The organism is Sporocytophaga myxococcoides DSM 11118 (assembly GCF_000426725.1).
Taxonomy (GTDB): domain Bacteria; phylum Bacteroidota; class Bacteroidia; order Cytophagales; family Cytophagaceae; genus Sporocytophaga; species Sporocytophaga myxococcoides.
This window is the reverse complement of the sequence record NZ_AUFX01000005.1, coordinates 386,211-401,365: the sequence shown is the minus strand read 5'-3', so window position 1 is coordinate 401,365 and position 15,155 is coordinate 386,211. Positions and strand designations below refer to the sequence as shown.

The window sequence follows — 15,155 nt, the reverse complement described above, 5'->3', positions numbered from 1 at the left end:
TTTTACTCTTAATAATTAATCATTTGAAGTAATGGTCAGATTAGCAAATTCTCCTCCGGAACCTTCACCAGTCCATAAACCTATCGTTCCTGTTTTTCTGTCATTCAATTTATTTACCACCAAAGAAGATTTAGTCGCATTATTTACATATACCTTTACCTCTTTATCTCCCACTTCGATTCTGGCATGAAACCAGTTATTAGGATCCGGCTCAGGTGTGACGGCTTTTTCATATTGTCCATTCTTTTCATCTCTTAGTTTTTTCCATGGGAAATCTGGGTGACTTATATATTGAACTGCATGAATATGCCGAACAGAATCAGGAGTTTTAAAATTAAAAGGTCTGAAATAAATACCATCAAAAGTTTTGTCATCCGCTCCATGAAATGCAATTCCGATAAAGCTCTTCTGTAAAACGTCTTTACCTTTAAGATCCACATCTATAGTGCCTTTTGAAAATTTAACTCCTTTTATCCAAACTACCCCTTCACCTTCCTTCTCTTTGATCTTTACAGCACTGTGACTTTTATCTTCAGATGAAACTACTTCCCTATTAACAGGTACTAGTCCACCTTTAGACAAAAGACTTCCTAAATCATACTTTGATGATGTAACCTTATGAGCAAGCAAGGCAGCTCTTCCATTCTTTGCCTCACAAGCACTTTGACCTGTCGCTTTTTGAGGTTTCTGTTTTGAAGCTACTTTTGATTCCTTTTGATCAGGAATATTTTTGAATGCAAAAATTAATGCAAGCAGACCAATGCCCGCAACAATGGTGGTCTTCGTATTTTTCATCTTTATTGAATTATTCTTTTATGATTACTTCAGATGTATTGGCTGCATAATTTTTCTTTAATCTGGCTGAAAGCTCCTTTACCGTTTCAGAATATTTAGGGTCATTCGCAAGATTTGTAAATTCATCTTTATCTTTCTGATGATCATATAGCTCAATACCGGCTTTACCTTCATCCCACTCTGTATACCTCCATTTTTCTGTACAGATACTTCTTCCCATAAAGTCTTTTCTTTTAACCTGAGTGAAAGCTGGTTTATCCCAAGCTGCGGCAGGGTTCTTTAACAATGCTGTAAGACTCTTTCCCTGTAGGTATTTCGGAGCAGGAAGTCCGCATAATTCTGCAAGTGTAGGATAGATATCCAGAAGCTCTACTGTTCTTGCTGAAGCTTTCCCTCCTTGCCCTGGAACAGATATGATTAATGGAACTCTTGCTGAGTTTTCGAAAAGACTTTGCTTCATCCACTGGCCATGCTGACCAAGATTATAACCATGATCACTCCATAAAACGATAATGGTATTTTCAGATAATTTCAACCGATCCAATGCATCAAGAAGTCTTCCAACCTGAGCATCCATAAATGATACAGTTGCGTAATACGCCTTTTGGGCTTCTCTTCTCTTTTGCTCATCAAGTCCCCAATGAGAAGGCTTGGTAAATAAAGCAGCTTCCGGAACATCCGCAAGATCATTTTCTTTTTCTTTAGCTAAAGGCACTTTGTTCTCATCATACAAATCAAAGTACTTTTGAGGTGCAACATATGGAGTGTGCGGTCTGAAAAATCCTACAGCAAGAAAGAAAGGTTCATTCTTTTTTTCTTCCATGATTTTAATAGCCTCAGTTGCAATTAAACCATCTGTTTGTTCTTCATCTGTTCCTTCAGTCGCCCTCCAGCACAAAGCACTTCCTAAGTGTCTGTCTGGTGTAAGATTTTTTATCAATGCTTCTTCAGCTTTATCTCTGCCAATCGGATTAACCCTTATGGTCCATGAGATAGAATCATCAAGTCCATTTGTTCCTATCTGATTCGGCACTCCATAATGATATATCTTTCCTACACGTGCACTGAAATAATTATTATTTTTAAATAATTGAGGCAGAGTGACAACATCTGGAAGATTTTTACGGAAATGTGTTTGTAATTCATAGATACCTGTTACATCAGGCCTTGTTCCAGTAAGCAAAGACGACCTGCTTGGACTGCATAGAGGAAATTGGGTATAAGCTTTATCGAATCTAACACCCCTTGCTGCAAGCCTGTCGATATTAGGAGACTTTACAAAAGTGTTTCCATAACAACCTAAATCATTATTAAGATCATCAACCGCTATGAATAGAACATTATATTTTTTATTTGCTTTGGTTTTATCTGGAGGAGCAGTTGCTGAGACAGTTCCGAGAATAAATGTGCTTATAACCACAAGAAGAATCCTTTTGATCATTGAATGTGGTGGTAATACTCTTTTAAATTTCATATTTAAGATTAGAGAGTTTAGTTAATTCAAAATATTTTTCTTTCGCATCACTCAAGATAGGACAGAAACCCTATGCTGACACACAACTCCCACGGGAACGGTGTACTTTGAACTTTAAGCTTTCAACTTAAAGCTTATTATTATTTATCTTCACTAATCGTTATCTTATCCTTCTGCACAAATTCAATGACAACCTTTTTCAACTTTCCATTAAACTCAAATGGCACTTGATATCTGTCTGATACTGCAGCAATCAAATCTCTTCCGACATCAGTACCATCAACTTTACTTCCGGCAAAAACTGCTGCTTCTTTTTTAGTAAAACTTCTTTCAGAAATTTTTTCATTATTGATATAAAGAGCTTCTGTTCCAGCGTTTCCGTTAGCATCTACTCCATTAAGATTGTAATCAAATCTGAAAACTGATTTTCCTTTTGGAAGAGGTTTATCCGAAACAAGGTGGATTGTCTGGCTGAGAGATTTATGTGCAAACTGCACCTTACCTTCTTTTATGAAAAGGCTTATACCAGCTTTTTCACCTCCAAGAGAAAATAAAACTCCTTCTTCTTTACCTGTTACCAATTCAACCTCAGCTTTAACACTGAATGATTTACCTTCATATAAAGGATTGCTAACCCCTACAAGATGGTCAACTCCAGGATACAAGGTAACTACAGATGATTTCCCATATATACTTCTGCCTGCAGGCATGTTATGTACTGTAAAATCTTTTAAAGGGAATACATTGTATTTCTTCGCTTCTTCATCAAACAGAGCCTGTAATTCCTTTAACTTTTCAGGATATTTCGAGGCTAGATTGATTCTCTCATTAAAATCTTCGTTCAGATTATACAATTCCCAAACATCTTTACTAAAATCAACTTTACGTCCTGAAGCATCAGCACCTTCACCTATATCAATTGTCTGTCCTATCTCATGATGAGCACCGGCTTTCCAGCCATCTTTGTATATAGATCTGGATCCGGCAATTTCATAATATTGAACAGTATGACGAGAAGCAGCTTTAGCATTTTCAACAGAATATGCAAGACTCACACCTTCTACAGCTTTCTGCCTGTAACCGTTTATCACCTCTGGAACTTCTGCTTTCGCTAACTCTAAGGTCGTAGGCAATACATCAATAACATGCCCGTACTGATGCCTGATACCACCTTTATCTTTAATAACTTTCGGATAAGAAATGATAAGGGGATTACGTGTACCTCCTTCAGTATTAGCATCTGCCTTCCAATATCTGAAAGGAGTGTTCGCAGCCATTGCCCAGCCGATAGGATAGTCAGTACTTGATTCATCAGTACCAATAATATCACGGGCATTTAATATAGCATCAATATGTTCTTCACCTTTCAATCTATTGATTTGAGAATTGACAGTTCCTGTCTGAGTTCCACCTTTGCTGGCTCCGTTATCTCCCAGTACTATTGCTATCAAAGTATTATCTAACTGATCTATTTGTTCCAGGTAGTTGACTATTCTACCTATTTCATAATCAGTATAAGAATAAAATGCCGCATACACTTCCATGAAATGAGCAAAAGCTTTCTTCTCTTTTTCAGACAATTCTTTCCAGGCCTTTACATTAGGATTACGGTCAGGTAGAACAGTGTTGGCAGGAATGATGCCTAGTTTCTTTTGTCTTTCAATTACTACCTTTCTATACTCGTCCCATCCAAGATCAAACTTGCCTTTATATTTATCTATCCACTCTTTAGCAACCTGATGCGGAGAATGCGTAGCACCAGTTGCTAAATAAAGGAAGAAAGGTTTTTCAGGATTTGATGACTTCTGATTAGCAATGTATTTAATTGCTTTATCTGCCAACAACTCATTTAAATGCTTGGTATTGGGCTCTATACTAAGCTTTGTCTGATCTTCCCAAAGCTCAGGATGCCACTGATCAGTAGCTCCAGGGTGAAATCCATAAAAGTGATCAAAACCTCTACCAGTAGGCCACCTGTTAAATGGACCAGCCTGAGAATTTTCAACAACAGGTGTCAAATGCCATTTACCTAAAGCAAAAGTATTGTATCCATTCTCTCTAAGTATTTCAGCTACTGTAGCTTTCTCAAATGGGATACGCGTATCATAGCCTGGAAAGTCAACTGCTGCAGGTGTTAACAAACCAACATGCACTGAGTGATGATTTCTACCGGTAAGCAATGCAGCTCTTGTTGGAGAACAAATTGCAGTAGTGTGAAAATTAGTAAATCTCAGACCGTTATTGGCAATCCTTTCAATATTGGGAGTTTCAACCAAACCTCCGAAAGGCGTTGTAGCTCCGAATCCTGCATCGTCAATTAAGATCCATACTATATTAGGCGCATCTGGTGAAGCTTTTTTATTAAATTGAATTTTGTATGGTACTGACTCTGATATAGTCTTCCCTATCTCTCCTTCAAACTTCTGTTCCGGGCTGTATTGAGCAAAAGAAGGCAGAGATAAAAAAAGAGTTGCAAATAATGCAGCTCCTTTCGTTTTAAGGTGGTTACTCATTTAATACTATAGTTAAATTATTAAAACAATTATCAGATCCTTCTTATTTCAGAGAAGCTGATTTAGTTTGAGCCGAAAGGATCTCTTTCTCTATCTGATCTTTAGAAGATACTCCATTTTTTTGCCAAACTATTTTATCATCTTTATATAAAATCAAAGTCGGTAAAGAATTTATATTGAGATCCACACCAAGTTGTTTATTTTCAAAAAACTCTATTTTAACTACTTTAAGATCTTTAGGATGATTTCCGGCAACAGAATCTACAATAGGTGCAAGCCTTTTACATGCTCCGCAATATTTTGATCCTATATCAACAAGTACAAGATTATCCGATTTAATCAGTTTTTTATATTCATCTAGAGTAAGTCCATTAGATGTGCTACTAACCACTTTCTTCCCGGAACCTACCCAGTTGCTAAAGCCTCCCGGCAATTCATACACTTCTGAAAATCCATTTGCTTGAAGTTTCTTTTTAAGTGCATTACTTCTTCCATTTCCAATTGAATAAACAAAAACAGGCTTATCTTTTTTTAATCGAACTACCTGCTTCTGAAACTCAGCATCATCAGATGCATTCAGACTGATTGCTCCAACTAAGTGATTTTGCTGGTACTCTTCAAGTGAACGAGCATCAATAATCTGAGCTTTTGCGCCCTCTTTATAAAGCTTACTCTCAAATTCAGCCAGCGTAAGACTTTGATCTTTCTTGTTGTCCTGAGCATTTAAATAACCTAAGGATAAAATGGCAATCGCAAATGTGAGTACTAATCTGATCTTGTTTTTCATAGCTTATATTTTATGTGTTAAAATTCTTTTTCTCCAAATTCACTTGAAGGTAACTTCACCTTCTTAGATGCTTGAGAAAGACTATAACTGATGTTGATCAGAAATACATCTTTTTCCTGTATGTAATTAGTTGTTGTATAGAAATTAACTCCTCTTGTAGTTATCCTCTGTTCATTAGACTTGATAGCACCAAGGCCAATATTTTGCCATTGTAATGAAGCTGAAAGCCTGCCTTCCAGAAAAGTTTTTTTTAATGACAGATTCGGACTTATGAATCTTGAATCTTCGCCCTGCGCCGTAGGTCTTTCTGATAAATAGTTTAAATTAAACTGCAAAGACACGGTTTTACTAAACTGAAAATTGTGATTAGTATTGATAGAGTAAGCAATCGCTGAATTTCTCACCTCCACAGTATTACTAAATAGCTTTCCTTTTATCCTGTAATTGTAGATATTCCCACTCAGATATGCTGACCACCACTTTACTGGCTTAATATTTATCCCACTTTCTATGCCCCATAAATAGGCTCTTCCGGCGTTGGTATAAATCCTGTTCAGAATAGTATCATTGTATGCGCTATTTACCCTGTTTACAACATTCTTTATATCCTGATTATAAACAGTAATAAATACTGAGCCTGCATTCTTCAAATCCTTTACAAGGCCAATCTCAGATAGATTTACAAACTCAGGAAGGATTCTAGGATCTCCTTGTTCAAGAGTTTCAGAGTGCTCTCGCTCAGGATATGGGTTCAACTCATTACTGGTGGATCGTTGTACTCTTCGACTAAAACCTCCCTTTGCTCTTAAACTGGTATTAAGAGCATAAACTAGATTAAGGGAAGGAAATAAGCTTGACAAGTCTAGCTTATAAGGTTCTGTGATTTTATCGGCATTAAATTCACGAAAAGAATACTCATAACGAAGTCCGGCAACATAACTTAACTTATCAGTCTTACCCGAATATTGAGTATATAAGCTATGGATGTAATTGAGCACTTTTATATCAGCACTGAATTCAGGTACTACACTATACTGACCAGTTCCAAGTATTGCATTTTTATAAAGGTAAGCTCCTGTTTGTCTTTGAAATCTTGCCTGATAGCCTGACTCCAGTTTACCTTTTCCGATATTGATGCTATAATCAACTTTTCCTCTTAAACCACTGATTGGACTGTTTCCTGTATTAAGAACATAATCCAATGTATCAGCATGATTATTGATTCCGGTATTAAGATTCTTTGTATAGCCGTCAAGAACAGCGTACTCATAAAGTCCTGAAAAAGTCAATACTGACTTATTCTTAAACTTATGAGAGTAATCAATATTTGCCAGAGAGAAATTCCCTTGTTTCTTTACAAGGTTTGAATTAAAATAATCAATACTGCTTAAGGGCTGTTCCGTATTAACATCCCATTTAGTGTTATGATAGGTAATATCTGCTCTTCTGTATTGTACCTTTTGGCCTGTATAAAAGCCCACATTAAATGAATTATTTTCATTAAGGGAATAAGCAACCAATGCTCTTGCTGAATAATTAGATCTTTGGAAACTTCTTTCTCCCACAGATGGAAAGTATGTGTATCTATTATCAATGGTGGTATTTACATCACCTTCTCTCCTTCCTGCAATATCATTCTCCTGATAACTTCCCCCCACAGACAAATCCCATTTTCCTTTTTTGTAGTTTAAAGTTCCATCGATTCCATATCTGGTAGGTTTCTCTTTATTGGAAAAATCATTTACACTTGGTAATCCGTATTGAATATTGGTAGTGAAAGATATTCCATCATCCATGCCTTTTTTGGTAGTGATGTTGATAATGCCAGCTTTACCATCTGCATCATATTTAGCAGAAGGAGATGTTATTATTTCTATGTTCTCAATTGCATTAGCAGGAATTTGGCTTAACACTGTTTTCAAATCGCTTTGAACAGGTTTTTCATTAACAAGAATCAAAAAACCTAAGGAACCTCTTAGCCTTATATCGCCTTCTGCATTAACACTTATGGAAGGCATGTTCTTTAAAACATCAATAGCAGTTCCTCCTTTTGCAGCTTCAAACTGATTTGCTTTGTAAACCTGTTTGAAAGGATTTTGCTGTTGACCGTTAACTATAATTTCTTTTAGAGAAGCTTCATCTTCTTCAATTAAAATATCTCCAAGATTAGTTGCTGTAGACTTATCAACTGAGACATTTTGAATAGTTTTAGATTTAAATCCGATCGACTCAATTTTAATATAATAAAGTCCTGCCTTAAGATTTTTAAATTCAAATAAGCCGGTGCTATCTGTTAGCCGACCATCCAACAATGCATTACCAGCGCTATTATAAATAGTAGCATTACAAAACTCTACGGGTTTGCTGTTTAATGAATCAATGATTCTTCCCTTAATGGCTGATTGACCATATATGTCAGCAGCCCAGAAGGTAAGAATCAAAAGCAACAAAATTCTATAATTCATCAATAAATTTCTATTTTGATTATTTGTCCTTTTCTTCATTTGCAGAAACTTCTTCGACAGCCTGATCAATGACAATCTTTGAAACCAAGCCATTAAATGGTGCAGGTGCTTTATAATTTTTCGTTACAGGGACATTGAGATCCTTTCCCACGCTGATTCCTTCACCTGAAGCAGAGCTGAGATAACTATTCCTTGATTTGAAATTCTGACTTCCCACCTTTTCATTATTTATATAAACTGAAACTGAGGTAAGATCAGGATATTCAATTCTGATAGTAGCTTTTCCAGGAGGCAGCTGTTTTTCAGATATTAAAGTGATTTCTTTTACTCCGTCATTTAAAGTATAATGAAGTTTTCCATTCAGGAAGTAAAGTGCATTTCCTCCAGTAAAACCGCCGCTAGCAAACACAACACCTTGTGGTACTTCATTTGGTATTTCCACACTCACTGTAATCTGCAATGCTTCCTTACCTATATTCACTTTTGTTTTGTCAGTTGTTCCCTGAAAAATCACAGATTTCTTTCTCACTTCTGGCTCTGGTACACCAGCTCTATAGTCTCGTAATGGGTATACATTATTTTTTCTTGCTTCCGCATCAAACAATGCTTTCAATTCATTAAGCTTATCAGGATATTTAGCTGCAAGATCTTTTATTTCAGTAGGGTCATCTATAAGGTTATAGAGTTCCCATTTATCTTCAGAAAAAGGACGAGGACTAAAGTTAGGGTCTGTATTGCCGCTTTCGCCAAATGTATTTCTTGGATGATATACAGAAGCTTTCCATCCATCTTTATAAATGGATCTTCCACCATGTAATTCAAAATACTGTACAGTATGTTTGGTATCAGCCTGATCATTTTCAAAAGTATGATTAAAGGCGGTCCCATGAAATGGTAATTGTTTATAACCATTGATCACTTCAGGTACTTTAATTCCTGCCAGTTCAATAGTGGTAGGAAGAATATCAGTTACATGCCCATACTGAGGCCTGATAACACCTTTTCCCTTGATACCTTTAGGATAATGTACTATCAAAGGATTGTGTGTCCCTCCTTCGGAATTGGCATCGCTTTTCCAATATCTGAATGGAGTATTCATTGCCTGTGACCAACCTAATGGATAATTAGGCGAAGTAAGCTCTGTTCCTATTTTATCCATGCTGGCTGAAAGAAAAGATATATCATCTCCTTTTGATTTATCAGCAGTCCCAAGTGTTCCAGTATATGTACCTTCTTTGCTTCCTCCATTGTCACCAATTACAAGAAATATAGCAGTGTTATCAAGCTGGTCTATCTGCTTCAGGTAATTTACTACTCGTCCGATTTCATAATCAGTATAAGATAAAAATCCTGCATAAACCTCAATAAAACGAGCGAATACCTTTTGTTCTTCAGGAGTTAAAGAATTCCAGGCTTTGATTCCATTTTGTCTTGGAGGTAAGGTTGCATTTTTAGAAATATAGCCTAAATCTTTTTGTCTTTTATATACAGCTTCACGATATGCATCCCAGCCTTTATCAAACTTGCCTTTGTATTTATCACTCCATTCTTTGGCTACCTGGTGAGGTGAATGAGTTGCTCCCGGAGCTAAGTAAAGAAAGAATGGTTTATCAGGATTGGCCGATTTTTGATTTGCAATATATGCTATCGCCTTATCTGCCAAAAGCTGATTCAGATGTTTGGTATTAGGCTCTATATCTATAAAATTATTCTCTTCTACAAGAGTTGGATGCCATTGGTCTGTTGCACCACCAAGAAAACCATAGAAATGCTCAAATCCTCTGCCCGTAGGCCATCTGTTAAATGGGCCTGAAACAGTTTGATCTTTAGAAACCTGTCCGTGCCATTTTCCAAGCGCAAATGTATTGTAACCATTTTCTTTAAAGATCTCTGCAACAGTTCCTGCTTCAAAAGGAATATCACCATTGTATCCTGGTGTTCCGATTCCTAGTTCAGCATGATGTCCCATTCCTACAGAATGAGAGTTTCTGCCGGTCAGTAAAGAAGCTCTTGTTGGACTACATAAGCCAGTAGTGTGAAAGTTTGTATATCTTAAACCATTACTGGCAAGATATTCAAAGGTAGGAGTTTCAATAAGTCCACCAAAAGCTGATGTAGCACCAAAGCCTACATCATCGAGGAGTATCCATACTACATTAGGAGCACCCTTAGGAGCCTTCACTCTTTCAGGCCAAACCTGCTTCGTACCTTCGAGTGTATTTCCGATTTTACCTGTAAATGGCTTTACAGGATCATGTTGAGCAAAGGAAATAACAGGTATCAGTAAATTAATAATCAAGCCTGACAATACAGGCTTGATTACAGATTTAGTATTATGCTCCAAGAATTTCTTTTTCATCTTTATAGTTTAAGGCTATGTATTATGAATTGTGGGTCTACTACAACCATCCAGGATTTTGTTCAAGATTTGGATTAAGATCAATCTCCTGCTGAGGAATTGGGAACAAATAATGTTTCGGAGCAACATTGTTCTTCCCAACTTTTCTCATGCTGGATTCAAGAATTCCATTACCCGCTGCATCTCTTTCTCTAATAAGATCAAACCATCTCTGATATTCAAAAACAAATTCAAGTCTTCTTTCAAGATAAAGTGAGTCTCTAAATTGATGCTGTCCTAAGCCTTCAGTCAGGTTATCCAATCCAGCTCTTTTCCTAACCTTATTGATATTGGTATATGCAATACCAGATGGTCCATTCAATTCATTTTCAGCTTCAGCAAGAATCAGCAGAACTTCTGAGAATCTTATGATAGGTACATTGGCACCGGACTCCGAAAGATTTGAAATACTTGCAGGATCCCAATATTTGTTAAAGAATGGAACAGAGTCACCAGGGATAGCAGGATCATTTAACTTGCCATAAAACTTTCCGTTGGTAGGACTTTTGAACCTTGTTACAAAGGTCACATCACGTCTCTTATCCTTTTTAGAGTATAGTTTATATACACTGAAAAACTTATCTACTCCTCCTGGTTTAGTTGCATCAGGAACAGAATAAAACACTACCTGATCTGCATAAGAACCTACAATTCCCGGAATACCTGTTAGCACTGATCTTGGAGCCTGGTTATTTCCCTGCCCCTGAGAAACAGATTTAAACTGAGCTGAGAAAATATGCTCCGGACCATTTTTATAAACCGGAAGGAAAACTTCTGCATAGTTCTGAACAAGGTTATAGCCATAAGGGCCATTGATAACTTCGTTAGCTTTAGCGATAGCACTTTCCCACTTCCTTTCAGTCAGATAAACTTTTGCCAACAGAGCTTTTGCAGCCCCCGCTGTCGCCCGCCCGGCATCAGCTCCTCCAGCTGTTGGATCAAGGACAGTTGCAGCTTCTATAAGATCTTTTTCAATCTGTGCATAGACTTCTTCAACCGTATTTCTTTTAGGTTGTGAATGTGCTTCTTCAAGAGTAGCAAGATCCTTCAATATCAAAGGTACTCCGCCATAAAGTCTTACAAGGTTGAAATAATACAGAGCTCTGAGGAACTTAGCTTCTCCTATAAGTCTTTCTCTGAGCTTAGTATTTGATCCAAAATCAATTCCTGGAATCTTTTCAATAGCAATATTTGCTTTTTTGATACCAGAATAATGTTGTTGCCAGATCTGCAAAACACGTAGTCCTGTAGATGCATGACCAAGAACAGATTGAGATCTTACATCCGGATTAGTTGCTCCGGGTCCCGGATTTTCATCATCACCCATAAAGTTCATACCTGTATTAAACAAAGTATTGTATGGAGTCTGAACAGCGTTACCTCCTGCGTTCAAAAGGAAATAAATAGAGTTTACTGCGGTGATGGCATCTGCCTGAGTTTTATAATAATCATTGGCAGCCATAAAGGACTCTGGTTCCTCTTCCAGTTTAGCACAGGAAAAAACAGTTATTGCAAATCCTAATAATATATATATCGACTTCTTCATTTCGTTGGTGATTTTAATTGGTATTCTGATTATTAAAAGGAGAATGAAAGGCCTCCGAGGAATGTCTTACTATTCGGATAAGCACCATTGTCTACCCCCTGATCAATAGCAGACTGACCGTTACTGCTAACCTCAGGATCATAACCTGTATATTTTGTCAATGTCAGATAGTTCTGTAATGACACATACACTCTGATGTTCTTAATCTTCGCCTTATTTACAAGACTCTCAGGGAATGTATATCCGAATGTCAGATTCTTAAGTCTTATATAAGAAGCATCTTCTATAAATCTGTCAGATATTGTAGCAGCAGGGTCCTGATATGCACTATGAACGTCTGTATTGGTATTTGTTGGAGTCCATCTGTTCAAAAGAGTTGTAGAAGCACCAGTATAGCCTGTACCAAGTTCAAGAGTTGCTCTGTTTTGATTATATAGCTTGTTTCCGTAAGATGTTTGTAAAAATATACTTAAGTCAAAATTGCGATAACTGAAGTTGTTGGTCAAACCAGCAATAAACTTAGGTTGGTTAGAAATAATCACTCTGTCACCAGACTGAGTAATTTTTCCATCACCATTGATATCTTTATATTGCTGACCACCAGGATTCTTGTTAGCAGCAGGTGTCAATGCTTTATCTGGAGATGTACCTACAGGTATTACACCGTCAGTCTGATAAACAATAAAAGACCCGATTGGCTTTCCAACTGCTGCAATAGAAGGTAACGCACTATTAGGAATGATCTGATCAATTCCATTACCTAAACTTAATACTTTGTTTCTGTTTACAGCATAGACTAGACTTGTGCTCCACTGGAATTTACCTACCAGATTTTTTGTAGAAACAGCAAGTTCAAAACCTTTATTTTCTACAGCACCATAGTTTTGATACACTTGAGGATTAGGTGTAGAAAGTGATCCATTTACTACTACAATATTCCAAAGTCCTGATGTGGATGGAAGAGGTACGTTCAACAATAGATCTGTTGTCTTTTTATAATAGATATCAGCAGCTATTACAACTCTGTTTTTTAATATGCCAAGGTCAGCTCCCAAATCATACTGGGCAGTTTTTTCCCAAGTCAGATTTGGGTTAGCAATTGAGTTTGGTGCAAAACCAGAAACTGTGTTATTTCCAAAGTTATATCTGAAGTATGATAACTGCGAAAATGATTGATATGCTGGGATCTGTTGGTTACCAATAAGTCCAGCGCTCAATCTGAATTTCAAATGTCCAAGATTTTTAACCTGTGAAAGGAACTCCTCATTGCTTGCATTCCATGCAATAGCAGCAGATGGGAAATATCCCCATTTATGTCCTGGAGCAAACTTAGAAGAACCATCCGCTCTCAGAGATACTGTCAATAAATATCTATCTTTAAAACCATAATTAACCCTTCCCAGAAACGATCTCAAAGCCCATGCGCTTGCAAATGAAGAAGGTGATGGTGCAAATCCACTTGCATTGATGGATGTTACATTACCTGCCTGCTGATTGTTATATTCAAATGCATCAGTTGCATATCCACTTGATCCGGAAACAGATCCCTTAGTTTCTGATTGCTGCTGAGTAAAACCAGCAAGAACATTAAGGTTATGTGCATTTCTAAACTTCCTTGTATAGTTTAAAGTATTTTCATTCAACCAGTTTGTGGAGAATATAGATCCAACCTGAGCTAATCCACCAAAACCAGAGCCTTCATATACACTTGCTGGTAAATATCTGTTTTGTTTGTTATCAAGTACATCGGCACCTGCAAGTACTTTAAAAGAAAGACCTTCAAAGATCTTATATTCCGCTGAAACGTTACCAAGGAAACGTCCCGTTTTAGTTTCATTTATCTGGTTCTTAAGTGTGTTAATCGGGTTTCCGTATACACCTTCAAAAAGATTTCTTAATACGAATGAACCATCTGAATTATAGATAGGAACAGCTGGAGACATCAATAATAAAGCAGGAACAACAGCCTGAGGCGCAACATTGGATGAAATCTGGCTTGCTGTGATATATGAACCGATTCTTAATCTGTTGCTATATTCATGATCAAGGTTTAACCTTCCGGAGTATCTTTCAAAGTCTGTGTTTATTAAGACACCATCCTGTTTAAAATAGTTACCTGAAATTGCAACTCTTGTTTTATCATTACCAGTAAGCACAGAAAGATTGTGATTATGAATGATAGCCTTTCTGAAGGCTGCGTCTTGCCAGTCTGTACCTTCACCCAAACTGTCTAGTTGGGCTGCAGAATACTGAGGAGACTTACCTGAATTCACCAAAGCATCATTTCTCAATGCACCCCATTCTTTAGCATTCATCAAAGGAATTGTTCTTACTACACTTTGTACTCCTACATATCCGTCATAGTTGATAGAAGAATTATTATAGCTTCCTTTTTTTGTTGTTACAATTACAACACCATTTGCTCCTCTTGAACCATATATGGCAGTAGCAGAAGCATCTTTAAGCACATCAATGGATTCAATATCTGAAGTATTAATAGTTGATAAAGGATTTATCTTGGATCCATTGGTTACACCTGCATCGTTACTGGCATTGTCATTATAGATTGGGAAACCATCGATAACATAGAGAGGTTCTGTACCTGCAGTAATTGAGTTGTTCCCTCGTATCTGGACTGAAGTTCCACCTCCTGGCTGTCCGGTAGACTGAGTTACCTGAACACCTGCAACTGATCCTTGCAACAGACGCTCTACAGAACTAACAGGTTGTTTGAGGCTTTCAACAGGAACAGTAGCAACAGACCCTGTCAAATCACTTCTCTTTTGTGTTCCGTAACCTACCACCACTACTTCGTTAAGTAATTGACGACTCTTTAATTGGATATTTAAATCTTCTTCAGGTGCCTCATAAATTTCAACTTCTTTGGGTTCATAACCAGAATATTGAAGCACCAACGTAAATGGATAAGAATGCTCAGTCTTTAATTCATAATTTCCATCTATGTCTGTAATAGTACCTTCTTTAGTTCCCTTAATCTGAATTACGGCTCCCACTGCAGGCTCTGCAGTTTTATCATCCACAACTCGTCCTTTAATTACTGTTTGCGCTACCGCTACACCCTGTGCTATCAGGATTAAGGAGAAGGCTAATAATAGATACTTTAAATTAAAAGTGGTATAGCGTTTTTTCATTCGGCTGTTTTTTAATAATTAATTC

At 37.1% G+C, this 15,155-nt stretch carries 8 protein-coding genes; all 8 read right to left on the bottom strand.

All coding sequences use genetic code 11. The annotated features are described in order from the left end of the window. Positions 1 to 15: 15 nt before the first annotated feature. Positions 16 to 795, bottom strand: a complete 780-nt coding sequence (locus K350_RS27880; RefSeq protein WP_051312957.1) for a 3-keto-alpha-glucoside-1,2-lyase-like domain-containing protein — start codon at positions 793 to 795, stop codon at positions 16 to 18. 10 nt (positions 796 to 805) lie between these two features. Beyond that, complete coding sequence (locus tag K350_RS0107690) at positions 806 to 2,269, bottom strand: sulfatase (protein WP_245598570.1); 1,464 nt, start codon at positions 2,267 to 2,269, stop codon at positions 806 to 808. A 140-nt stretch (positions 2,270 to 2,409) separates the two neighbouring features. Further along, the gene (locus K350_RS27875; RefSeq protein WP_051312956.1) at positions 2,410 to 4,782 is read right to left on the bottom strand and encodes an arylsulfatase; all 2,373 of its coding nucleotides are present in this window, start codon (positions 4,780 to 4,782) and stop codon (positions 2,410 to 2,412) included. Between the two features lie 43 nt (positions 4,783 to 4,825). Further along, a complete protein-coding gene (locus K350_RS0107680; RefSeq protein WP_028979410.1) occupies positions 4,826 to 5,569 on the bottom strand; it encodes a thioredoxin domain-containing protein in 744 nt (247 codons plus the stop codon). 17 nt (positions 5,570 to 5,586) lie between these two features. Further along, positions 5,587 to 8,034 (bottom strand): TonB-dependent receptor, encoded by a 2,448-nt coding sequence (locus K350_RS0107675; protein WP_081670939.1) that lies wholly within the window; start codon positions 8,032 to 8,034, stop codon positions 5,587 to 5,589. Positions 8,035 to 8,053: 19 nt separating this feature from the next. Further along, positions 8,054 to 10,393, bottom strand: a complete 2,340-nt coding sequence (locus K350_RS27870; RefSeq protein ID WP_037574519.1) for an arylsulfatase — start codon at positions 10,391 to 10,393, stop codon at positions 8,054 to 8,056. Positions 10,394 to 10,433: 40 nt separating this feature from the next. Next, positions 10,434 to 11,978 carry a RagB/SusD family nutrient uptake outer membrane protein gene (locus K350_RS0107665; RefSeq protein WP_028979408.1) on the bottom strand — a complete coding sequence of 515 codons (1,545 nt, stop codon included), beginning with the start codon at positions 11,976 to 11,978 and terminating at the stop codon, positions 10,434 to 10,436. A 32-nt stretch (positions 11,979 to 12,010) separates the two neighbouring features. After that, on the bottom strand, positions 12,011 to 15,130 hold the full coding sequence (locus tag K350_RS0107660) for a SusC/RagA family TonB-linked outer membrane protein (RefSeq protein WP_028979407.1): 3,120 nt from the start codon (positions 15,128 to 15,130) through the stop codon (positions 12,011 to 12,013). Positions 15,131 to 15,155 lie beyond the last annotated feature (25 nt).